Annotated in this window: 23 protein-coding genes; 12 read left to right on the forward strand and 11 right to left on the reverse strand. The window is 50.3% G+C overall.

Features of this window, described 5'->3' with window-relative positions:
* Positions 1–53: 53 nt before the first annotated feature.
* Positions 54–1346: a voltage-gated ClC-type chloride channel ClcB gene (gene clcB, locus QUE34_RS09900; protein ID WP_103253691.1), complete on the forward strand. Its 1293-nt coding sequence runs from the start codon at positions 54–56 to the stop codon at positions 1344–1346.
* Here clcB and bioD read toward each other — a convergent pair.
* From bioD to ynfL, 3 genes are all read right to left on the reverse strand, one after another.
* A complete protein-coding gene (gene bioD / locus QUE34_RS09905; protein WP_032184291.1) occupies positions 1299–1994 on the reverse strand; it encodes a dethiobiotin synthase in 696 nt (231 codons plus the stop codon). The two genes, clcB and bioD, sit on opposite strands and share 48 nt — an antisense overlap.
* A gap of 124 nt (positions 1995–2118) precedes the next feature.
* Positions 2119–3339: a sugar metabolism global transcriptional regulator Mlc gene (gene mlc, locus QUE34_RS09910; protein ID WP_000225276.1), complete on the reverse strand. Its 1221-nt coding sequence runs from the start codon at positions 3337–3339 to the stop codon at positions 2119–2121.
* A gap of 134 nt (positions 3340–3473) precedes the next feature.
* Entirely contained in the window at positions 3474–4367 is an 894-nt protein-coding gene (gene ynfL / locus QUE34_RS09915; RefSeq protein WP_001019560.1) for a multidrug efflux transcriptional activator YnfL/SxtR(Kp), read from the reverse strand.
* 106 nt (positions 4368–4473) lie between these two features.
* Here ynfL and ynfM point away from each other — a divergent pair, with 106 nt between their 5' ends.
* Entirely contained in the window at positions 4474–5727 is a 1254-nt protein-coding gene (gene ynfM, locus QUE34_RS09920) for a multidrug efflux MFS transporter YnfM/SxtP(Kp) (RefSeq protein WP_000091858.1), read from the forward strand.
* 47 nt (positions 5728–5774) lie between these two features.
* Here ynfM and QUE34_RS28430 read toward each other — a convergent pair whose 3' ends face one another.
* On the reverse strand, positions 5775–5894 hold the full coding sequence (locus QUE34_RS28430; protein ID WP_212591547.1) for a KPN_01571 family protein: 120 nt from the start codon (positions 5892–5894) through the stop codon (positions 5775–5777).
* Between the two features lie 255 nt (positions 5895–6149).
* Between QUE34_RS28430 and asr the strand changes: the two genes are divergently transcribed.
* From asr to QUE34_RS09935, 3 genes are all read left to right on the forward strand, one after another.
* The gene (gene asr / locus QUE34_RS09925; RefSeq protein ID WP_001362115.1) at positions 6150–6458 is read left to right on the forward strand and encodes an acid resistance repetitive basic protein Asr; all 309 of its coding nucleotides are present in this window, start codon (positions 6150–6152) and stop codon (positions 6456–6458) included.
* A gap of 92 nt (positions 6459–6550) precedes the next feature.
* Positions 6551–6634: a small membrane protein YdgU gene (gene ydgU / locus QUE34_RS09930; RefSeq protein WP_000233092.1), complete on the forward strand. Its 84-nt coding sequence runs from the start codon at positions 6551–6553 to the stop codon at positions 6632–6634.
* A 99-nt stretch (positions 6635–6733) separates the two neighbouring features.
* Positions 6734–7555, forward strand: coding sequence for a trypsin-like serine peptidase (locus QUE34_RS09935; protein ID WP_032303104.1), 822 nt, complete (start codon positions 6734–6736; stop codon positions 7553–7555).
* Positions 7556–7593: 38 nt separating this feature from the next.
* Here the strand turns inward: QUE34_RS09935 and mdtI are convergent, their stop codons facing one another.
* The 3 genes from mdtI to QUE34_RS28590 all read right to left on the reverse strand — a co-directional run bounded on the left by mdtI (position 7594) and on the right by QUE34_RS28590 (position 8552).
* Positions 7594–7923, reverse strand: a complete 330-nt coding sequence (mdtI, locus tag QUE34_RS09940; protein ID WP_000046674.1) for a multidrug/spermidine efflux SMR transporter subunit MdtI — start codon at positions 7921–7923, stop codon at positions 7594–7596.
* Positions 7910–8275, reverse strand: a complete 366-nt coding sequence (gene mdtJ / locus QUE34_RS09945; RefSeq protein ID WP_000276155.1) for a multidrug/spermidine efflux SMR transporter subunit MdtJ — start codon at positions 8273–8275, stop codon at positions 7910–7912. Before mdtJ ends, mdtI begins: the two co-directional genes overlap by 14 nt.
* A gap of 106 nt (positions 8276–8381) precedes the next feature.
* Positions 8382–8552: a protein YdgV gene (locus QUE34_RS28590; RefSeq protein WP_085948401.1), complete on the reverse strand. Its 171-nt coding sequence runs from the start codon at positions 8550–8552 to the stop codon at positions 8382–8384.
* 134 nt (positions 8553–8686) lie between these two features.
* On the opposite strand from QUE34_RS28590, the gene tqsA reads away from it, so the two are divergent.
* The gene (gene tqsA, locus QUE34_RS09950; RefSeq protein WP_001118215.1) at positions 8687–9721 is read left to right on the forward strand and encodes an AI-2 transporter TqsA; all 1035 of its coding nucleotides are present in this window, start codon (positions 8687–8689) and stop codon (positions 9719–9721) included.
* Between the two features lie 24 nt (positions 9722–9745).
* Here the strand turns inward: tqsA and pntB are convergent, their stop codons facing one another.
* A complete protein-coding gene (gene pntB, locus QUE34_RS09955; protein ID WP_032303105.1) occupies positions 9746–11134 on the reverse strand; it encodes a Re/Si-specific NAD(P)(+) transhydrogenase subunit beta in 1389 nt (462 codons plus the stop codon).
* Between the two features lie 10 nt (positions 11135–11144).
* A complete protein-coding gene (gene pntA, locus QUE34_RS09960) occupies positions 11145–12677 on the reverse strand; it encodes a Re/Si-specific NAD(P)(+) transhydrogenase subunit alpha (protein ID WP_001219378.1) in 1533 nt (510 codons plus the stop codon).
* A gap of 523 nt (positions 12678–13200) precedes the next feature.
* On the opposite strand from pntA, the gene ydgH reads away from it, so the two are divergent.
* The 3 genes from ydgH (at position 13201) to folM (ending at position 16472) form a co-directional block, all read left to right on the forward strand.
* A complete protein-coding gene (gene ydgH, locus QUE34_RS09965) occupies positions 13201–14145 on the forward strand; it encodes a DUF1471 family protein YdgH (RefSeq protein ID WP_000769317.1) in 945 nt (314 codons plus the stop codon).
* Positions 14146–14330: 185 nt separating this feature from the next.
* Positions 14331–15713, forward strand: a complete 1383-nt coding sequence (locus QUE34_RS09970) for an amino acid permease (RefSeq protein ID WP_000412394.1) — start codon at positions 14331–14333, stop codon at positions 15711–15713.
* 36 nt (positions 15714–15749) lie between these two features.
* Entirely contained in the window at positions 15750–16472 is a 723-nt protein-coding gene (folM, locus tag QUE34_RS09975; RefSeq protein WP_000520808.1) for a dihydromonapterin reductase, read from the forward strand.
* On the opposite strand, the gene QUE34_RS09980 is transcribed toward folM, so the two are convergent.
* A complete protein-coding gene (locus tag QUE34_RS09980) occupies positions 16469–16804 on the reverse strand; it encodes a GlpM family protein (protein WP_032303107.1) in 336 nt (111 codons plus the stop codon). The two genes, folM and QUE34_RS09980, sit on opposite strands and share 4 nt — an antisense overlap.
* Before the next feature lie 128 nt (positions 16805–16932).
* Between QUE34_RS09980 and rstA the strand changes: the two genes are divergently transcribed.
* The 3 genes from rstA to tus all read left to right on the forward strand — a co-directional run bounded on the left by rstA (position 16933) and on the right by tus (position 19963).
* Complete coding sequence (gene rstA / locus QUE34_RS09985) at positions 16933–17652, forward strand: two-component system response regulator RstA (protein ID WP_001092506.1); 720 nt, start codon at positions 16933–16935, stop codon at positions 17650–17652.
* A 3-nt stretch (positions 17653–17655) separates the two neighbouring features.
* Positions 17656–18957, forward strand: a complete 1302-nt coding sequence (gene rstB, locus QUE34_RS09990) for a two-component system sensor histidine kinase RstB (RefSeq protein WP_000732483.1) — start codon at positions 17656–17658, stop codon at positions 18955–18957.
* Positions 18958–19033: 76 nt separating this feature from the next.
* A complete protein-coding gene (tus, locus tag QUE34_RS09995) occupies positions 19034–19963 on the forward strand; it encodes a DNA replication terminus site-binding protein (RefSeq protein ID WP_105268561.1) in 930 nt (309 codons plus the stop codon).
* Here tus and fumC read toward each other — a convergent pair.
* Positions 19960–21363 (reverse strand): class II fumarate hydratase, encoded by a 1404-nt coding sequence (gene fumC, locus QUE34_RS10000; protein ID WP_032303110.1) that lies wholly within the window; start codon positions 21361–21363, stop codon positions 19960–19962. The genes tus and fumC overlap by 4 nt on opposite strands.
* Positions 21364–21449 lie beyond the last annotated feature (86 nt).

Consider the following 21449-nt stretch of genomic DNA (forward strand, 5'->3'; position numbering starts at 1 on the left):
TAACCTGTTTTGCCGCAAAATAGTCGCTCGTGTTTCATTGTCCATTTCTGCTCATGCACCATCTACACAGCTATCCGGATCTGCGTACTATGTTTCGCCGTCTGCTTATCGCAACAATAGTCGGTATTCTTGCGGCCTTTGCCGTTGCCGCGTTTCGTCACGCGATGCTGCTACTGGAATGGCTGTTCCTCAATAATGACTCCGGCAGTCTGGTCAATGCAGCGACGAATCTTTCTCCGTGGCGACGGCTGCTAACTCCGGCGCTCGGCGGACTGGCGGCGGGTTTGTTGTTGATGGGCTGGCAGAAATTTACCCAGCAACGCCCTCATGCGCCGACCGATTACATGGAAGCGTTGCAAACCGATGGTAAATTCGATTACGCAGCAAGCCTGGTTAAATCGCTTGCCTCTCTGCTGGTAGTAACTAGCGGCAGCGCAATTGGTCGCGAAGGTGCGATGATTCTTTTAGCTGCCCTTGCCGCCTCCTGTTTTGCTCAGCGTTTTACGCCACGCCAGGAGTGGAAATTATGGATTGCCTGTGGAGCTGCGGCGGGAATGGCTGCGGCTTACCGCGCCCCGCTTGCTGGCAGTTTATTTATAGCCGAAGTGCTGTTTGGCACTATGATGTTGGCCTCTCTCGGACCGGTGGTTATTTCTGCTGTCGTGGCGTTGCTGATTAGCAATCTGATTAATCATAGCGATGCATTACTCTACAGCGTGCAACTCTCAGTGACGGTTCAAGCTCGTGACTATGCGCTGATTATCAGTACTGGTGTGCTGGCAGGTCTATGCGGACCAGTGTTGTTAACGTTAATGAACGCCAGTCATCGAGGATTTGTTATTCTCAAACTTGCGCCCCCCTGGCAACTGGCACTCGGCGGGTTGATCGTGGGTCTGCTTTCCCTGTTCACCCCTGCCGTGTGGGGCAACGGCTATAGCACCGTACAATCCTTTTTAACCGCCCCGCCACTGTTTATGATCATTGCCGGGATCTTCCTTTGCAAACTGTTTGCCGTTCTGGCGAGTAGCGGTTCCGGCGCGCCTGGTGGTGTGTTTACACCAACACTCTTTATCGGTCTTGCCATTGGCATGTTGTATGGACGTAGCCTGGGGTTATGGTTTCCTGACGGCGAAGAAATGACACTCTTACTCGGATTAACCGGGATGGCGACACTGTTGGCGGCGACCACGCACGCGCCGATTATGTCGACGTTGATGATATGTGAAATGACCGGGGAGTATCAGCTACTCCCCGGTTTATTGATTGCCTGCGTAATTGCGTCGGTAATTTCGCGGACGTTACACCGTGACTCTATCTACCGACAGCACACTGCGCAGCATGGATAGGCGAATGTATTGCCCCAGTTCACGCTGTTCGGCGCGCGGTAAATAAGGCAGTTCACCAATGAGCGGTGCTGGAAGTTTTTTACCCAGCACATCAATGATTTCCGCATAATGCGCCAGTCCTGGGTTGATTCGGTTAGCCACCCAGCCAATGAGCGGCAGCCCGTCGTTGGCAATCGCCTGAGCTGTCAGCAGTGCATGGTTAATGCAACCTTCCTGAATACCGACAACCATCAACACCGGCAGTTGTTCCTGCACCACCCATTCAGAGAGCGGACGTAAATCATTCATCAGACTGCGCCAGCCGCCAGTCCCTTCTACCACGACATGATCGACTTTATCGGTCAGGTTTGCCAGGCCGTTTGAAATGAGGGTGTAATTGATTGGGCAACTGTGCGCCACGCTACTTTCTTCTTCGCTTAACGCGATAGGATTAACTGCTTCATAAGGCAGTTCGATGGTTGAAACACTCTGCAACACCAGGGCATCTTTATTACGCAGCCCTTCGGGTGTCTCTTTGCTCCCCTTCGCTACGGGTTTATATCCCGCAACCGTTTTTCCCTGGGAGGCTAACGCTTGTAGCAATGCGCGGGAAACCACCGTTTTCCCTACAGAAGTGTCTGTACCGGTAATAAAGAAACGCTTCAGCATCACTAACTCCACCGTTATGCTTCACAAATATAAACCAGGAAAATAATTAACCTTGAAAGTCTAAGTTATGCTTTCCTGGCCCAAATTGAGATAGCGCAAATTTTGGTAGAACAGTTAAAAAATGTTAACCCTGCAACAGACGAATCAACAAAGAACCGTTATACATCGCGTCTTTTACCAGCGCAGCCCCTGCCATCGTACCCTGGTTAGAAAATTGAGTACTCTCAACACTAATGTGCTGACTATACGCAGGAAGGGCCTGCTGACGGATGCTGTCCGAGATGACCGGGAAGAGGATATCTGCCGCTTTACTTAACGGTGAGCCAATCAGTATTTTTTGTGGGTTAAATAAATTCACCATGATGGCAAGAATGCGCCCGACATGCGCGCCCACCCCGGTAATGATGTCTTTTGCCAGCAGATCGCCGCGCAATGCCGCCTGACACAATGAGTCCACGGTTAACGGCTGTCCATGTAACATCGAGCTCATGGATTGATTGAGACGCAGCTGTGCCAACTCAAGAATACTGTCCACACTGGCAATGGTTTCGAGGCAGCCGTGATTCCCGCAATAACAGCGTTTCCCATATGGGTCGACCTGCGTGTGACCAATCTCCACGAGGCTACTGCTGCCTGCGTGTAGCAGATGACCATCGGTAATGACGCCCGCCCCCACGTTGTGATCGATAACCACCTGAATCACATCGCGCGCCCCGCGTGAGGCACCAAACAAGGCCTCAGCCATCGTCCATGCGCTGATATCATGCTGAATATAAACCGGTACGCCGGTATGCTGCTCCAGCGCCTCGCCGAGCGGCATCTCTTTTACATCCTCGTAGAACGGCATGCGATGTACAATACCATTTTCCGTATCAATAATTCCCGGCAAGGTAATGGCAATCGAAGTCAGACGCTCAAGTTTTTTCTGATGGCGGATAAAAAACTGATCGATATGGGAAATGATACGATCCAACAATGGCGAGTCATCTTTTAACGCCAGTTCCTGCGACTCCTCCACCACCAGTTTGCTGCTCAGATCGCGCAAAGCAAGGAAAATCTCCCCGCGACTAATGCGCAGAGAAAGATAGTGCCAGGCTTCAGTTTCAACCACCAGCCCCACCGCCGGACGGCCACGGTTCCCCGCTTCTTTGATTTCCAGCTCTTGCACCAGGTGTGCTTCGAGCATCTCACGGACAATTTTGGTGATACTGGCAGGAGCCAGTTGCGCCAGACGGGAAAGATCGATACGCGAGACTGGACCAAGCTGATCAATCAGGCGATAAACCGCGCCCGCGTTGGTCTGCTTTATTTGATCAATGTGCCCAGGCTGGTTTTCAGCAACCACCGCATACTCCCTATATTTTCGCGCTCCGAAATAATCTGTAGGCTATGGTGAAGCACTTCAATACGTGTCGTCAAATTTTTACTTAGGCATGTGATTAACAGCACATTTTTCGGGCTTTTTCGCTGAAATTTCCCTCACCTGAGAGCATTCAGCAGATGAATACGAAAGTTACGCGCAGCCGGACTTTGTTCATGGTGTTTCGGCCAGACCAACCACATTTCAGAAACCGCATCCTCTTCAGCAATCGGCACCCAGCGCATTTCGTTGAGCTGAACACGTTTAAATGACGCAGGCAAAATTGAAACACCCAGACCAGCGGAAACCAGACCGATGATGGTCATTGCCTCACCCACCTCCTGAGTGATGACGGGCGTCAAATTGTAACGTCTCATCAGCCCGAGAATATCGTCATACAGCCCTGTCCCTACGTGCGGATCAAAAAAGACAAAGGGTTCTTTCGCCAGTTCAGCCAGCGTTACACTCGGGTTATTTGCCAGGGGATGATCGTGCGGGATCATCGCCATAAGCGGTTCATGGACGATGACTGCGTGTTCAAGCGTCTCCGGTAACGCTGTGTTACGCAGCAATCCCATATCCAGCGTTCCTTCAATGAGCGGAGCGATTTGCTCGCGAGTGTTCATTTCGCGGGTTTGTAAATGGACATCGGGATAATCACGACGAAACAGCGATAACGTATCGGACACCGCCCGAATAAAAGGAGCGGACGAAGTAAAACCAATGCGCAACTCCCCCGCTTCGCCCTGATGCAGCCTTTCAGCGCGAGCGGCAGCGTCATCCACCATAGACAGGATTTGCCGACTATCTGCAAGAAACTGTTTTCCTGCTTCCGTCAGCAATACACTGCGATTGGTCCGTGCCAGCAGTCGGGCACCAATTTGTTGCTCCAGCGCCTGAATCTGCTGACTTAGCGGTGGTTGCGAAATATTCAGGCGGGCAGCGGCGCGCCCGAAATGCAGCTCTTCCGCAACAGCAACAAAGTAACGCAGATGACGAAGTTCAATATTCATATTTAAAACATCTTATTTGAGATTATTAATATATTAGACAGAACAATTCGATTTTCCTAATCTATTCATAAGCCTGATCCACAGGCATATTTAGCAAGGATTTCAAGTGAGCCGTACTACAACTGTTGATGGCGCTCCGGCAAGCGTCACTGACAAGCAAAGCATTTCTCAGCCAAATCAATTTATTAAACGCGGTACGCCGCAATTTATGCGCGTCACCCTGGCGCTTTTCTCTGCCGGACTGGCAACCTTCGCACTTCTCTATTGTGTGCAACCTATCCTTCCGGTGCTTTCGCAGGAGTTTGGCTTAACGCCTGCGAACAGTAGTATTTCACTGTCCATTTCAACGGCGATGTTGGCTATCGGTTTGCTGTTTACTGGCCCGCTATCCGATGCCATTGGTCGCAAACCAGTGATGGTCACGGCGCTACTGTTGGCCTCCATTTGTACGTTACTTTCGACAATGATGACCAGCTGGCACGGCATTTTGATTATGCGCGCCTTGATTGGGCTTTCGTTAAGTGGCGTGGCAGCTGTTGGCATGACTTATCTTAGCGAGGAAATCCACCCCAGTTTCGTGGCCTTTTCGATGGGGTTGTATATCAGCGGCAACTCAATTGGCGGCATGAGCGGACGCTTAATTAGCGGTGTCTTCACGGACTTTTTCAACTGGCGAATTGCTCTGGCGGCTATCGGCTGTTTCGCGCTGGCCTCGGCGTTGATGTTCTGGAAAATCCTCCCGGAATCACGCCATTTTCGCCCGACTTCCCTGCGACCAAAGACGTTATTTATCAACTTTCGTCTGCACTGGCGTGACCGGGGATTGCCGTTATTGTTCGCAGAAGGCTTTTTGCTGATGGGGTCGTTCGTCACGCTGTTTAATTACATCGGCTATCGGTTGATGCTTTCCCCCTGGCATGTCAGTCAGGCCGTGGTTGGCTTATTATCGCTGGCTTATTTGACCGGTACATGGAGCTCACCCAAAGCCGGAACCATGACCACCCGCTATGGGCGCGGTCCAGTGATGTTGTTTTCGACGGGGGTTATGCTGTTTGGTTTACTGATGACCTTATTCAGCTCGCTGTGGCTAATCTTTGCCGGAATGTTACTCTTCTCAGCCGGATTCTTCGCAGCCCACTCCGTTGCCAGCAGCTGGATCGGCCCCCGCGCAAAACGCGCTAAAGGCCAGGCCTCCTCGCTGTATCTGTTCAGTTACTATCTGGGGTCGAGTATTGCCGGGACGCTGGGTGGTGTTTTCTGGCATAACTATGGCTGGAACGGCGTCGGCGCATTTATTGCTCTGATGCTGGTCATTGCTCTGCTGGTCGGGACGCGTTTGCATCGTCGTCTGCACGCCTAAAAATAAGTCCGGACTGCGGTAAATACCCATCCGGACTTATTGCCTGCTCAAACCAACGTTAATAGCCATCCTAAAATAGACGAAGCGCCAGCCAATTCCCGCAGCGCATCTAGTGTCATCAGGATTATAAATATCCAAAGAAACGGATTCATTTTGCTGTGTGTCATTTATTACTGATGCGCAGGTATTGTACTGCTTTGTACGTAGTAAAATAGTTAACCCGATCAAGACTACTATTATTGGTAGCTGAATTTTCCTTAAGTCACAATACGTTATTATCAATTCTGTAATTTGTTCTGCTATTGTACATATCGTTACACGCTGAAACCAACCACTCACGGAAGTCTGCCATTCCCAGGGATATAGTTATTTCAACGGCCCCGCAGTGGGGTTAAATGAAAAAACAAATTGAGGGTATGACAATGAAAAAAGTATTAGCTCTGGTTGTTGCCGCTGCTATGGGTCTGTCTTCTGCCGCCTTTGCTGCAGAGACTGCGACCACACCTGCTCCGACTGCGACGACCACCAAAGCAGCGCCGGCGAAAACTACACATCATAAAAAACAGCATAAAGCAGCACCTGCCCAGAAAGCGCAGGCGGCTAAAAAGCATCATAAAAATGCGAAAGCTGAACAGAAAGCCCCTGAACAAAAAGCGCAGGCAGCGAAGAAACACGCCAAGAAACACAGCCATCAGCAACCGGCAAAACCTGCTGCACAACCCGCAGCGTAAGTTTTCAACAGTAATGCTGGCGCGCCCCCTCGCGCCTGAAAATTACGGTGCTAAGCGGGTAACGTTTAGCACCGCCTTAAGCGGAGGGTAGTATGGTGGGCCGTTATCGCTTTGAGTTCATTCTTATCATCCTTATTTTATGCGCACTGATTGCCACCCGTTTTTATCTTTCCTGATCGTAGTTATCTGATTTTACTCCCACTTTCATCCCGTCCCGTCTATAGTATTTATGAGGGTTTGCTTTTAATAATCATAATTACCCACCAGAGTGTGATATGCGTACAACCATTGCTGTAGTGTTGGGTGCAATTAGTTTGACGTCTGCTTTTGTGTTTGCAGATAAACCAGACGTTGCCAAATCGGCAAACGATGAGGTCAGCACCCTGTTTTTTGGTCATGATGATCGTGTGCCAGTGAATGACACGACCCAATCACCGTGGGATGCGGTTGGGCAACTGGAAACGGCCAGCGGCAATTTATGTACGGCGACGCTGATTGCACCCAATCTGGCATTAACGGCAGGACACTGTTTATTGATGCCGCCAAAGGGTAAAGCCGATAAAGCGGTGGCGCTGCGTTTTGTGTCAAATAAAGGTCTTTGGCGCTATGAGATCCACGACATAGAAGGCCGCGTTGACCCGACACTGGGAAAGCGGTTAAAAGCAGATGGGGATGGTTGGATTGTTCCTCCCGCAGCTGCGCCGTGGGACTTCGGTTTGATTGTGCTACGTAATCCCCCTTCTGGCATTACACCGTTGCCGTTATTTGCGGGAGATAAAGCCGCACTTACCGCCGCATTAAAAGCGGCAGGTCGAAAAGTGACTCAAGCGGGATATCCTGAAGATCACCTCGATACGCTATACAGTCATCAAAATTGCGAAGTAACTGGCTGGGCGCAAACGTCGGTGATGTCGCATCAGTGCGATACTTTGCCGGGTGATAGCGGTTCGCCTCTGATGTTGCATACCGATAACGGCTGGCAGTTAATTGGCGTGCAAAGTTCGGCTCCTGCCGCGAAAGATCGCTGGCGTGCCGATAACCGGGCCATTTCTGTCACTGGTTTTCGCGACAAGCTAGACCAACTTTTGCAAAAATAGCATTCAAACGCTGCCCGACAGCACGGGCAGCGTGTTCATCAGGCAAACTTCACCATAATCATTCCAGCCAACAGCAAGACCAGGCCAATCCAGCCTTTGCGATTTAAACGTTGACCAAACAAAACCCAACCTGCGACTAACGTGGCGGCAATACCAAATCCGCCCCACAATGCATAGGCTACAGACAAGTCAATCCCTTTAACGGCTTGAGAAAGCGCACTAAAGGCAGCCAGCACCGCCGCCAGGGAGAGCAAACCATAGATTTTGCGACGAAAGCCGTCAGAAAATTTCAAAAAGACATTAGCAACGATTTCCAGCACGATTGCCAATGCCAGCCAGACGGCGTGTACCCATTCAAACTGCGCCATGGTTCACCTCCGGCTCAGGTTTACACGCTTTACGGGTACCTGATTTGATTAATACAATCCCAGCCACCAGGGTCGTTAACCCGGCAATTTTCATCAGCGATAAACTTTCATCGAATAACAAAACGCTAAACAAGGTAATCAATAAAATACCGATACCTTCCCACAGCGCATAAGCTACGCCTAAGGCGATTTTTTTAACGGCGAAGGAGAGAAATATATACGACAGAGAAATCATCACCAGCATTAAAATAAAACCGCCATTACCCTCACTGACGCTCGCCCATTTCATTGACAGCGTGCCGGTAATTTCCGTAGCAATAGCCAGACCTAATAAAATCCAATAAATATACATCGTCCTTCTCCTGCAAGAGAATTATTTTATCTTTCGCTCAATTCAGCGAAACCAGAGCAAAGTGATCAAGCCCCGCGCATAGCGCAAGGTTAGGCAGAAGAAAGGACTAAAGCGCGTTGCGCCAGTGCTGCTCACCTACGAGCAAGATAGTGGATGAGGTACGAAGATGGGTAAATGTAGAAAATAACGTCCTGAACAAATTGTCCATAATATTACAATTATCCGCAGTGTTGCTTCTCATCATCGCGGATGATAATTGTCCTCGGTAGTTGAACACGCCTGATTTGTATCATAGCTTAAGAATTAACTCAAAATATTTTCACTTCTTTACCTGAGCGGTTTGATTTTCGTTATGATGACGGAGCGAAAAAGACATTATTATTAGCAAAGGAAGAAAAAACGGGGACAAGCATGGCAAAGCCGATCATCACGCTCAATGGCCTAAAAATCGTCATTATGTTGGGAATGCTGGTCATTATTCTCTGCGGTATCCGTTTTGCCGCCGAGATCATCGTGCCGTTTATTCTCGCATTATTTATTGCTGTTATTCTTAACCCGCTGGTGCAACACATGGTCCGCTGGCGAGTGCCGCGTGTACTGGCGGTGTCGATTTTGATGACCATCATCGTGATGGCAATGGTGTTGCTGCTAGCTTATCTGGGGTCCGCGCTCAATGAATTAACGAGGACGTTGCCGCAATATCGCAACTCCATTATGACACCACTTCAAGCTATTGAACCGTTGTTGCAACGCGTAGGGATTGATGTCTCAGTTGACCAACTGGCGCATTACATTGACCCGAACGCGGCGATGACGTTGCTCACCAACTTATTGACGCAGTTATCTAATGCCATGTCATCAATATTTTTATTGCTGCTGACGGTGCTGTTTATGCTGCTCGAAGTGCCACAATTGCCCGGAAAATTTCAGCAAATGATGGCGCGTCCGGTTGAAGGGATGGCGGCGATTCAGCGCGCGATTGACAGTGTGTCTCATTATCTGGTGCTGAAAACAGCCATCAGCATCATCACCGGCCTGGTCGCCTGGGCGATGCTCGCCGCACTCGATGTTCGCTTCGCTTTTGTCTGGGGATTGCTGGCCTTTGCGCTTAATTACATCCCGAATATTGGTTCAGTTCTCGCGGCAATCCCCCCTATCGCTCAGGTACTGGTGTTTAATGGCTTCTACGAAGCGTTGCTGGTGCTGGCGGGATATCTGCTAATTAATCTGGTCTTCGGCAATATTCTGGAGCCGCGCATCATGGGACGTGGGCTGGGGCTTTCCACATTGGTGGTATTTTTGTCGTTGATTTTTTGGGGATGGTTGTTAGGACCGGTGGGTATGCTGCTTTCCGTGCCGTTAACAATTATTGTCAAAATTGCGCTTGAACAAACAGCGGGAGGTCAAAGCATCGCCGTTCTGTTAAGCGATCTCAATAAAGAGTGACGGCCTCCGCAGAGGCCGTCAGGGTTACAGAGCTTTCAGGATTGCATCCACACTGGCTTTGGCATCACCAAACAGCATGTGGGTGTTTTCTTTGAAGAACAGCGGGTTTTGCACACCAGCATAGCCTGTGTTCATCGACCGTTTAAAGACAATCACGTTCTGCGCTTTCCACACTTCAAGCACAGGCATACCAGCAATCGGACTCTTCGGATCATCCTGCGCCGCCGGGTTAACCGTATCGTTAGCACCAATCACCAGTACGGTATCGGTATCAGAAAAGTCATCGTTGATCTCGTCCATTTCCAGCACGATGTCATACGGTACTTTTGCTTCAGCCAGCAATACGTTCATATGCCCAGGCAAACGCCCCGCAACCGGGTGGATACCGAAACGCACATTGATACCACGAGCGCGCAGTTTCTCGGTTATTTCAGCGACAGGATATTGCGCCTGCGCGACTGCCATGCCGTACCCCGGAGTAATGATCACTGAATGGGAGTTTTTCAGCAGTTCCGCTGTCTCTTCTGCGGTGATTTCGCGGTGCTCGCCCACTTCCTGATCATCGCCAGTAGAAGAGCCATCGGTGCCGAAACCACCCGCAATAACGCTGATAAAGGAACGGTTCATCGCCTTACACATAATGTAAGAAAGGATTGCCCCCGAAGAACCGACCAGCGCGCCGGTCACGATCAGCAGGTCGTTGCTAAGCATAAAGCCCGCTGCCGCTGCCGCCCAACCAGAGTATGAGTTCAGCATTGACACGACGACTGGCATATCTGCACCACCGATGGAGGCGACTAAATGCCAGCCAAATACCAGCGCAATGGCGGTCATTATCAGCAATGACAGCACTTGCAGGCCTACGCTGTCCGTGCGAACAAATACAATCAGCAGCAGGAAGGAAACGACCAGAGCTGCCAGGTTCATTTTGTGACGGTTTGGCAGCATCAACGGTTTAGACGAAATTTTGCCACACAGTTTGCCGAACGCCACCACCGAACCCGTGAACGTTACCGCCCCGATGAAGATACCGAGGAACACTTCCGTCAGGTGAATATTGACCAGAATCGGTGCCATTCCCGCGTCATGATGCAGATAGCTGTTAAAACCAACCAGTACTGCTGCCAGACCCACGAAGCTATGCAGGATTGCCACCAGTTCTGGCATTTCGGTCATTTCAACTTTCTTCGCCAGGCGGATACCAATTGCCCCACCGATGACCATCGCCAACAAGATCCAGCCAACATTACCCGTATCCGGTCCAAAGATGGTTGCGATTAACGCAATCGCCATCCCGGCGATACCGAAGTTGTTACCCTGGCGAGACGTTTCATGTTTCGAAAGCCCGGCCAGACTGAAGATAAACAGGATCGCGGCAACAATGTATGCAGCTGTAACTAATCCTCCAGACATATGTTACCCCTTAATTTTTGCGGAACATTTTCAGCATGCGCTGAGTCACGGTGAAGCCACCGAAAATATTAATGCTGGCTATAAGCACCGCGATAAAACTAAGGAAGCTAACCCAGCCGCCCTGGCCAATCTGCAGCAGTGCTCCGACAACAATAATCCCTGAAATCGCGTTGGTGACCGACATCAACGGTGTATGCAGCGCGTGCGAAACATTCCACACCACGTAATAGCCGACAACGCACGCCAGCGCGAAAACGGTGAAGTGCCCAAGAAACTCTTTCGGCGCAACGCTTGCCAGCCAGCCGAAAAGGATAATTGCCAGCGCCATCAAGGCATATTTACGCCACGGTGAGCAGGTACATTTTTCCTCAGTTTTCACTTCCGGTGCCGCTTTTTGTGCCGCCTGCGGCTGAGCTGATACCTGAATCGGCGGTGCCGGCCAGGTAATTTCGCCAGCACGGATCACGGTCACACCGCGAATCACCACATCATCAAAATCAACCGTGATGTTGCCGTCTTTCTCTTTGCACAACAGTTTCAGCAGATTAACGAGGTTAGTGCCATAAAGCTGTGAGGATTGCGTCGGCAGACGGCCCGGAAGATCGGTATAACCAATCACTTTGACACCATTTTCCGTAGTGAAAATTTCACCCGGTACGGTGTATTCACAGTTGCCGCCGTTTTGGGCTGCCAGGTCGACAATCACACTGCCCGACTTCATGGAGTCAACCATTTCACGGGTAATCAGCTTCGGCGCTGGTTTGCCTGGAATAAGCGCGGTGGTGACAATGATATCGACCTCTTTTGCCTGGGCGGCAAAGAGCTCCATTTCCGCTTTGATGAACGCATCCGACATCACTTTGGCATAGCCATCGCCGCTGCCCGCTTCCTCTTTAAAGTCCAGCTCGAGGAATTCCGCGCCCATACTTTGAACTTGTTCTTTCACTTCCGGGCGGGTGTCGAATGCACGCACAATCGCGCCGAGACTATTGGCTGCGCCAATGGCGGCCAGACCTGCAACACCCGCACCAATCACCATCACTTTTGCCGGTGGCACTTTCCCTGCCGCCGTGATTTGCCCGGTAAAGAAGCGCCCAAATTCATGTGCCGCTTCAACAATGGCGCGATAACCAGCGATGTTCGCCATCGAACTGAGTGCGTCAAGCGATTGTGCGCGTGAGATACGCGGCACAGAGTCCATCGCCATCACGGTCACGTTACGTTCCGCAAGTTTTTGCATTAATTCCGGATTCTGCGCAGGCCAGATAAAACTCACCAGCGTTGTCCCTGGATTCAGTAACGCAATTTCATCATCTAACGGCGCATTGACCTTCAGAATGATCTCTGACTGCCAGACGTTATTCCCTTCTACAATTTCGGCGCCCGCTTGCACAAACGCTTTATCGTCAAAACTTGCCAGTTGACCCGCGCCGCTCTCTACCGCGACGGTAAAACCCAGTTTCAGCAGCTGTTCCACTGTTTTTGGCGTTGCTGCAACACGGGTTTCATTGGTTAACCGTTCTCTTGGTATGCCAATTCGCATGATATTCCCTTCCATCGGTTTTATTGATGATGGTTTGCCTGTGTCAGGATCCACACAAGCCGCTCATGTACGAGCTAAATGTTACTCCGTTAAAATAAATTAGTAACAAACGCCCTATAACGTACTGAAAATTATGCCTGTGATCTAGCGCCAAAAATCAGTATTTCGGCGTGAACTCGCAAAATATTAACGATTCAGCCGTGATAGTGGGATAAACACCTTAGAACGCTGGATAAAGACTGATAATTGTCTTCGACGGTCGGGTAAAACGAGACATCGCCCCGGCACGAATCACTACTTAACATTAAATTAACTTATACAATTCAGTTGCTTCAGTAGTATTGATGCTGATACGGCTGTTTTTTAAGCATAGACGGTCATTTGAGCACGATTAAAATTGGCTTAAGGAATGTGATATGAAAAATGACGCAGACAGTTACACCGTTTAAATGCAATAATCAGCCACGTTTCTCGTTAATAACAATACCAGTACCTGGTTTGCGCAAGGCGAAGGATTATTTTTATGAAGCTTAAGAACACCCTCCTGGCGTCGGCACTGCTTTCTGCTACGGCCTTTTCCGTTAACGCAGCAACAGAACTGACACCGGAGCAAGCGGCAGCGGTTAAACCTTTTGACCGTGTAGTGGTTACCGGTCGTTTTAATGCTATTGGCGAAGCGGTGAAAGCCGTTTCTCGTCGCGCTGATAAAGAAGGTGCCGCCTCTTTTTATGTTGTCGACACTTCTGATTTTGGTAACAGCGGTAACTGGCGTGTGGTCGCTGACCTCTATAAAGCCGATGCTGAAAAAGCCGAAGAAACAAGTAATCGCGTTATCAACGGTGTTGTCGAACTGCCAAAAGATCAGGCCGTTCTGATTGAACCGTTTGATACGGTTACCGTTCAGGGCTTCTATCGTAGCCAGCCTGAAGTCAATGACGCCATCACCAAAGCGGCAAAAGCGAAAGGCGCTTACGCTTTCTACATTGTTCGTCAAATCGATGCTAACCAGGGCGGTAACCAGCGCATTACAGCGTTCATCTATAAAAAAGATGCTAAGAAACGCGTCGTACAAAGCCCGGATGTGATCCCGGCAGATTCCGAAGCGGGACGTGCAGCTCTGGCTGCGGGTGGCGAAGCAGCGAAGAAAGTAGAGATCCCAGGGGTTGCGACAACCGCATCACCAAGTTCTGAAGTTGGTCGCTTCTTTGAAACCCAGTCATCAAAAGGCGGGCGTTACACTGTCACGCTTCCTGATGGTACTAAAGTCGAAGAACTGAACAAAGCAACAGCAGCGATGATGGTTCCATTCGACAGCATCAAATTCTCTGGCAACTATGGCAACATGACCGAAGTCTCCTATCAGGTTGCGAAACGTGCCGCGAAGAAAGGCGCTAAGTATTACCACATCACCCGCCAGTGGCAGGAACGAGGTAATAACCTCACCGTTAGCGCAGATCTGTATAAATAACTATTCAGTTACCACTATAAGGCGGCTTAATGCCGCCTTTCGCATTTTTAGTCACAAATTTCCCCACGACCATTGCATGCAGACACATCTCTTCGTAAAATCCCGCGCTTCAGTGGCAAACTCCATTTTTATGCGTTTTGCCCTAATATTTATTCTTCTAATCACGTTTTAACCACTGGATATCGATGGAAAAGAAACTGGGACTGAGCGCACTCACCGCGCTGGTATTAAGCTCAATGCTGGGCGCGGGTGTTTTCAGTCTGCCGCAAAATATGGCGGCAGTTGCCAGCCCGGCAGCACTGCTCATCGGCTGGAGCATTACTGGTGCTGGCATTTTATTGCTGGCCTTTGCCATGCTGATCCTCACACGCATTCGCCCCGAGCTTGACGGCGGCATCTTTACCTATGCCCGCGAAGGGTTTGGTGAGTTAATCGGCTTTTGTTCCGCATGGGGGTACTGGCTGTGCGCGGTTATCGCCAACGTCTCCTATCTGGTGATCGTTTTTTCCGCGTTAAGCTTTTTTACGGACACGCCGGAATTGCGTCTGTTTGGCGATGGCAATACCTGGCAATCGATCGTCGGTGCCTCGGCTTTATTGTGGATTGTTCACTTTTTGATCCTGCGCGGGGTACAAACCGCTGCCAGCATTAACCTGGTGGCGACACTGGCAAAATTGTTGCCGCTGGGCCTGTTTATTGTGCTGGCGATGATGATGTTCAAACTGGACACCTTCAAGCTCGACTTTACTGGCCTTGCACTTGGCGTACCGGTATGGGAACAGGTGAAAAACACCATGCTGATCACCCTGTGGGTTTTCATTGGTGTGGAAGGTGCTGTGGTCGTTTCGGCGCGTGCGCGTAATAAACGTGATGTAGGTAAAGCAACACTGCTGGCGGTTCTCTCCGCTCTGGGCGTTTACTTGCTGGTAACGCTGCTTTCGCTGGGCGTGGTAGCACGTCCTGAACTGGCTGAAATTCGTAACCCGTCAATGGCCGGTCTGATGGTGGAAATGATGGGACCGTGGGGCGAAATCATCATCGCTGCCGGTTTGATCGTTTCCGTTTGCGGTGCGTACTTAAGCTGGACCATCATGGCGGCAGAAGTTCCGTTCCTGGCAGCCACCCATAAAGCATTCCCGCGCATTTTTGCGCGCCAGAACGCACAAGCCGCGCCATCCGCCTCACTGTGGCTGACCAATATCTGCGTGCAAATTTGTCTGGTACTGATCTGGCTGACCGGTTCCGATTACAACACGTTGCTGACCATCGCCTCAGAAATGATTCTGGTACCTTATTTCCTGGTCGGCGCGTTCTTGCTGAAAATTGCAACCCGTCCACTGCATAAAGCGGTAGGTGTCGGTGCCTGCATTTATGGCTTATGGTTATTGTACGCCTCTGGTCCAATGCATCTGCTGTTGTCCGTCGTTCTGTATGCGCCAGGGCTACTGGTCTTCCTGTACGCGCGTAAAACGCATACACATGATAATGTACTGAATCGTCAGGAAATGGTGCTGATTGGCATGCTGTTAATTGCCTCAGTTCCGGCGACCTGGATGCTGGTGGGATAACGTTCATCCCATCGTTGGATAGCAAAGGAGATAACGATGGGTAAAACCCAGCCCTTGCCAATATTAATTACTGGAGGCGGCCGTCGCATCGGCCTCGCCCTCGCATGGCATTTCATTAATCAAAAGCAACCGGTGATAGTCAGCTATCGGACACACTATCCTGCCATTGATGGGCTGATGAATGCGGGTGCGCTGTGTATTCAGGCTGATTTTTCGACCAACGACGGTGTGATGGCGTTTGCCGATGAAGTGCTAAAAAGCACCCACGGCCTGCGTGCGGTGTTGCACAATGCCAGTGCGTGGATGGCAGAAAAACCAGGTATGCCACTCACCGACGTACTGGCCTGCATGATGCAGATCCACGTTAATGCCCCATACCTACTTAACCACGCGCTGGAAAGATTACTGCGTGGGCACGGACACGCCGCCAGCGATATCATTCACTTTACCGATTATGTGGTGGAGCGCGGTAGCGACAAACATATTGCCTATGCTGCAAGCAAAGCGGCACTGGATAATATGACCCGCTCGTTTGCCCGCAAGCTGGCACCGGAAGTGAAAGTGAATTCTATTGCGCCATCGCTGATCCTGTTTAATGAGCATGATGATGCCGAATATCGACAACAGGCGCTGAATAAATCACTGATGAAAACCGCGCCTGGCGAGAAAGAAGTGATCGACCTGGTCGATTACTTACTTACCAGTTGCTTTGTCACCGGACGCAGTTTCCCACTTGATGGCGGTCGTCATCTGCGTTAATGCAGCTTAATCCAGCATATAATCAACACCCATGCGCTTAGTCCCCAGCACACTACAGAACCGATAAAAGCGGCGGACAAGCGCATAATTCCGGTGAAATACCACAGCGACACCAGGTAAACAAAATAGGGAATTATCGACCACATACTAAAAATGATTGTTGCACGTAAGGCTTCAATGCCGCGTTCGCTGGCAACAATATAATGCGCGATGAGCGCAAAAGTCGGAAAAAGCGGAATCAGTCCGGCGATATAATAATTTTTCGTTTTTGCTAATACACCAATCAACAGCACTACCAGCGCACCGAGCGCGGCTTTGATTACCAGCCCCATCTTTTTACCTTAACACTTCCATAACAAGTCACCAGTAGAATACCTGATGAAACCTTGTTTAGAAACGATTGATAGTAAGTAAAAACAGCGCGGTGTATTGTGACGTTTTTATATCTACCGTGAATAATATGAACACTATCGTATTTGTGGAAGATGATGCGGAAGTCGGTTCACTGATTGCCGCGTACCTGGCAAAACATGATATGCAGGTTACCGTAGAGCCGCGCGGCGACCAGGCCGAAGAAACTATTCTGCGAGAAAATCCGGATTTGGTGTTACTCGATATCATGCTACCAGGCAAGGACGGCATGACCATTTGTCGTGATTTACGCGCAAAGTGGTCCGGACCGATTGTTCTTCTAACCTCTCTCGATAGCGATATGAACCACATCCTGGCACTAGAAATGGGTGCCTGCGACTATATTCTCAAAACGACGCCCCCTGCTGTTTTGTTAGCGCGTTTACGTTTGCATTTGCGTCAGAATGAGCAAGCCACACTGAGCAAAGGTCTTCAGGAAACGACGCTGACTCCCTACAAAGCCCTGCATTTCGGCACGTTGACTATCGATCCCATCAACCGCGTAGTCACTCTGGCTAATGCTGAAATCTCGCTCTCGACGGCTGATTTCGAATTATTGTGGGAATTAGCCACTCATGCCGGGCAAATCATGGACCGCGATGCATTGCTGAAGAACTTACGTGGCGTCAGTTATGATGGTCTGGATCGTAGCGTGGATGTGGCTATTTCGCGATTAAGAAAAAAACTGCTCGATAACGCCGCAGAACCTTATCGCATTAAAACTGTGCGTAACAAAGGCTATCTTTTTGCGCCTCATGCATGGGAATAAGCGATGAAAAAACTGTTTATCCAGTTTTACCTGTTATTGTTTGTCTGCTTCCTTGTGATGTCTCTGCTGGTTGGGCTGGTGTACAAATTTACCGCCGAACGCGCGGGCAAACAGTCGCTGGATGATTTGATGAACAGTTCGCTGTATCTGATGCGCAGCGAATTGCGTGAGATCCCCCCACACGATTGGGGTAAGACGCTGAAAGAGATGGATTTAAATCTCTCTTTCGATCTGCGTGTCGAGCCGCTGAGTAAATATCATCTTGATGATATTTCCATGCACCGGCTGCGTGGCGGCGAAATTGTCGCCCTGGACGATCAGTACACTTTTTTGCAACGCATCCCGCGCAGCCACTACGTGCTGGCAGTTGGTCCTGTTCCTTATCTTTATTACCTCCATCAGATGCGATTACTGGATATCGCCCTAATCGCTTTTATTGCCATTTCCCTCGCCTTTCCGGTGTTTATCTGGATGCGTCCGCACTGGCAGGATATGTTAAAACTGGAAGCAGCGGCGCAACGATTTGGCGATGGGCATCTCAATGAGCGTATCCACTTTGATGAGGATTCAAGCTTTGAACGACTTGGTGTCGCATTTAACCAGATGGCGGACAATATCAACGCCTTGATCGCCAGCAAAAAACAGCTTATTGACGGAATCGCTCACGAACTGCGAACGCCGTTAGTGCGCTTGCGTTATCGACTGGAAATGAGCGATAACCTGAGCGCCGCCGAATCCCAGGCATTGAATCGTGATATCAGTCAACTTGAAGCTTTAATTGAAGAGTTGCTGACTTATGCCCGACTCGATCGCCCACAAAACGAGCTTCATCTTAGCGAACCAGACCTGCCGTTGTGGCTGTCAACGCATCTGGCAGACATTCAGGCAGTAACGCCCGATAAAACGGTACGGATTAAAACGCTCGCGCAAGGCCATTATGCGGCGTTGGATATGCGCTTAATGGAGCGCGTGCTGGATAATTTGCTCAATAACGCCCTGCGCTACTGTCACTCAACGGTTGAAACCAGCCTGCTACTGTCGGGAAATAGAGCGACATTAATTGTTGAGGATGATGGCCCAGGGATTGCCCCAGAAAACCGCGAACATATCTTTGAACCTTTTGTTCGCCTCGATCCCAGCCGGGATCGCTCAACCGGCGGCTGCGGGCTGGGGTTGGCGATTGTCCACTCTATAGCACTAGCAATGGGCGGTACGGTTAATTGTGACACCAGCGAACTGGGGGGTGCCCGCTTCTCGTTTAGCTGGCCGTTATGGCATAACATCCCGCAATTTACCTCTGCTTGACATTACGCGCACGGTGGTCAGGCTGTCGATACTGTGCTATAAAATAAAGTATGTTGTAACTAAAGTGGTTAATATTATGGCGCGTTACGATCTCGTAGACCGACTCAACACTACCTTTCGCCAGATGGAACAAGAACTGGCTGCATTTGCCGCTGAGCTAGAACAGCACAAATTGCTGGTTGCCCGCGTGTTCTCTTTGCCGGAGGTAAAAAAAGAGGATGAGCATAACCCGCTTAATCGTATTGAGGTAAAGCAACATCTGGGCAACGACGCGCAGTCGCTGGCGTTGCGTCATTTCCGCCATTTGTTTATTCAGCAACAGTCCGAAAATCGCAGCAGCAAGGCTGCTGTTCGACTGCCTGGCGTGTTGTGTTACCAGGTCGATAACCTTTCGCAAGCAGCGTTGGTCAGTCATATTCAGCGCATCAATCAACTCAAAACCACTTTCGAACATATCGTCACGGTAGAGTCAGAACTCCCCACAGCGGCGCGTTTTGAATGGGTGCATCGTCATTTGCCGGGGCTGATCACCCTTAATGCTTACCGAACGCTCACTGTTCTGCACGACCCCGCCACTTTACGTTTTGGCTGGGCCAATAAACATATCATTAAGAATTTGCATCGTGATGAAGTCCTGGCACAGCTGGAAAAAAGCCTGAAATCACCGCGCAGTGTCGCACCGTGGACGCGCGAAGAGTGGCAACGAAAACTGGAGAGAGAGTATCAGGATATTGCTACCCTGCCACAGGACGCGAAGTTAAAAATCAAACGTCCGGTGAAGGTGCAGCCGATTGCCCGCGTCTGGTACAAGGGAGATCAAAAACAAGTACAACACGCTTGCCCTACGCCGCTTATTGCGCTGATTAATCGGGATAATGGCGCGGGCGTGCCGGACGTTGGGAAGTTGTTAAATTACGATGCCGACAATGTGCAACACCGTTATAAACCACAGGCGCAGCCGCTTCGTTTGATCATTCCCCGGCTGCACCTGTATGTTGCAGATTAACGCCCTGCTTTCATACTGCCGACCATCTGTTCTGGCCGTACCCAGCTGTCAAACTCGGCTTCGCTAAGATAACCCAGCGCAAGGGCCGCAGCTTTTAAGGTCAGCCCTTCTTTATGCGCTTTTTTGGCGATCTCGGCGGCTTTGTCATAACCAATGTGAGTGTTGAGCACAGTCACCAGCATCAGCGATTCATTGAGTAATTGATTGATTCGCTCACGATTCGGTTCAATGCCCACTGCGCAGTGTTTGTTGAAACTTTCCATGCCATCTGCCAGCAAGCGCACCGATTGCAGGAAATTGTGGATCACCATCGGACGGAAGACGTTCAGTTCAAAGTTACCGGAAGCGCCCCCCATGTTGATCGCCACGTCGTTCCCCATCACCTGACAGCAGAGCATGGTTAATGCCTCACACTGGGTTGGGTTCACTTTCCCCGGCATGATTGAGCTGCCCGGCTCATTTTCCGGGATTGAGATTTCACCAATTCCGCAGCGCGGGCCTGAGGCCAGCCAGCGGACATCATTGGCAATTTTCATCAGTGACGCAGCCAACCCTTTCAACGCGCCGTGCGCCTGAACCAGGGCATCACAGGTCGCCAGCGCTTCAAATTTGTTCGGCGCGGTAACAAACGGTGCGCAGGTAATGACTGCCAGTTCATCTGCCACGCGACGCGCATACTCCGGATGGGTATTTAGTCCAGTACCCACAGCTGTACCGCCCATAGCCAGTTCCGCTACATGCGGCAGGCTGTATTCGATATGTTTGAGATTATGCTCCAGCATCGCTACCCAGCCGGAAATCTCCTGCCCCAGTGTTAGCGGCGTGGCATCCTGCAAGTGGGTACGACCAATTTTGACGATATCGGCAAATGCGTGCGATTTCTCATTCAGCGTCTGTGTCAGGGTTTTAAGCTGCGGAATAAGTTGCTTGCGCAGCGCCAGCAGCGCCGCAACGTGCATCGCCGTCGGAAAGACATCATTGGAACTTTGGCTTTTGTTCACGTCGTCGTTAGGGTGAACTTTACGCTCCATCCCGCGCACGCCGCCAAGTAATTCACTGGCCCGATTAGCCAGCACTTCATTCATGTTCATATTACTTTGCGTGCCGGAGCCGGTCTGCCAGATTGCCAGCGGGAATTCATCGTCATGCTGTCCTGCCAATACTTCATCCGCCGCCTGACGAATGGCGCTCGCTTTCTCTTCAGACAACAAGCCTAAATCTTCATTAACTTTTGCCGCTGCGCGCTTGGTTAGCGCCAGCGCATGAATCAGTGAGGTGGGCATTTTCTCCGTCGAAATGCGGAAATGCTCCAGCGAGCGTTGAGTTTGTGCGCCCCACAGCTTATCTGCCGGGACATCAATCGCCCCCATCGAATCTTTTTCGCTGCGTACTGTATTCATGGCCTGCTCCTCACCTGATTAATTTTTTCTTTCTGTTTTGCTTTCGTTAAGCAACTTTTAGCTCACTCATTATTTACTATTTGATA

The organism is Escherichia sp. KS167_9B (genome assembly GCF_030295215.1).
GTDB classification, from domain to species: domain Bacteria; phylum Pseudomonadota; class Gammaproteobacteria; order Enterobacterales; family Enterobacteriaceae; genus Escherichia; species Escherichia coli_F.

What these genes read in the sequence shown, in the direction of transcription:
- clcB (WP_103253691.1), top strand. Translation starts at nt 54, where the DNA reads ATGCACCATCTACACAGCTATCCGGATCTGCGTACTATGTTTCGCCGT.
- bioD (WP_032184291.1), bottom strand. Translation starts at nt 1,994, where the DNA reads ATGCTGAAGCGTTTCTTTATTACCGGTACAGACACTTCTGTAGGGAAA.
- ynfL (WP_001019560.1), bottom strand. Translation starts at nt 4,367, where the DNA reads ATGAATATTGAACTTCGTCATCTGCGTTACTTTGTTGCTGTTGCGGAA.
- QUE34_RS28430 (WP_212591547.1), bottom strand. Translation starts at nt 5,894, where the DNA reads ATGACACACAGCAAAATGAATCCGTTTCTTTGGATATTTATAATCCTG.
- asr (WP_001362115.1), top strand. Translation starts at nt 6,150, where the DNA reads ATGAAAAAAGTATTAGCTCTGGTTGTTGCCGCTGCTATGGGTCTGTCT.
- ydgU (WP_000233092.1), top strand. Translation starts at nt 6,551, where the DNA reads ATGGTGGGCCGTTATCGCTTTGAGTTCATTCTTATCATCCTTATTTTA.
- QUE34_RS09935 (WP_032303104.1), top strand. Translation starts at nt 6,734, where the DNA reads ATGCGTACAACCATTGCTGTAGTGTTGGGTGCAATTAGTTTGACGTCT.
- mdtI (WP_000046674.1), bottom strand. Translation starts at nt 7,923, where the DNA reads ATGGCGCAGTTTGAATGGGTACACGCCGTCTGGCTGGCATTGGCAATC.
- mdtJ (WP_000276155.1), bottom strand. Translation starts at nt 8,275, where the DNA reads ATGTATATTTATTGGATTTTATTAGGTCTGGCTATTGCTACGGAAATT.
- tqsA (WP_001118215.1), top strand. Translation starts at nt 8,687, where the DNA reads ATGGCAAAGCCGATCATCACGCTCAATGGCCTAAAAATCGTCATTATG.
- pntB (WP_032303105.1), bottom strand. Translation starts at nt 11,134, where the DNA reads ATGTCTGGAGGATTAGTTACAGCTGCATACATTGTTGCCGCGATCCTG.
- pntA (WP_001219378.1), bottom strand. Translation starts at nt 12,677, where the DNA reads ATGCGAATTGGCATACCAAGAGAACGGTTAACCAATGAAACCCGTGTT.
- ydgH (WP_000769317.1), top strand. Translation starts at nt 13,201, where the DNA reads ATGAAGCTTAAGAACACCCTCCTGGCGTCGGCACTGCTTTCTGCTACG.
- QUE34_RS09970 (WP_000412394.1), top strand. Translation starts at nt 14,331, where the DNA reads ATGGAAAAGAAACTGGGACTGAGCGCACTCACCGCGCTGGTATTAAGC.
- folM (WP_000520808.1), top strand. Translation starts at nt 15,750, where the DNA reads ATGGGTAAAACCCAGCCCTTGCCAATATTAATTACTGGAGGCGGCCGT.
- QUE34_RS09980 (WP_032303107.1), bottom strand. Translation starts at nt 16,804, where the DNA reads ATGGGGCTGGTAATCAAAGCCGCGCTCGGTGCGCTGGTAGTGCTGTTG.
- rstA (WP_001092506.1), top strand. Translation starts at nt 16,933, where the DNA reads ATGAACACTATCGTATTTGTGGAAGATGATGCGGAAGTCGGTTCACTG.
- rstB (WP_000732483.1), top strand. Translation starts at nt 17,656, where the DNA reads ATGAAAAAACTGTTTATCCAGTTTTACCTGTTATTGTTTGTCTGCTTC.
- tus (WP_105268561.1), top strand. Translation starts at nt 19,034, where the DNA reads ATGGCGCGTTACGATCTCGTAGACCGACTCAACACTACCTTTCGCCAG.
- fumC (WP_032303110.1), bottom strand. Translation starts at nt 21,363, where the DNA reads ATGAATACAGTACGCAGCGAAAAAGATTCGATGGGGGCGATTGATGTC.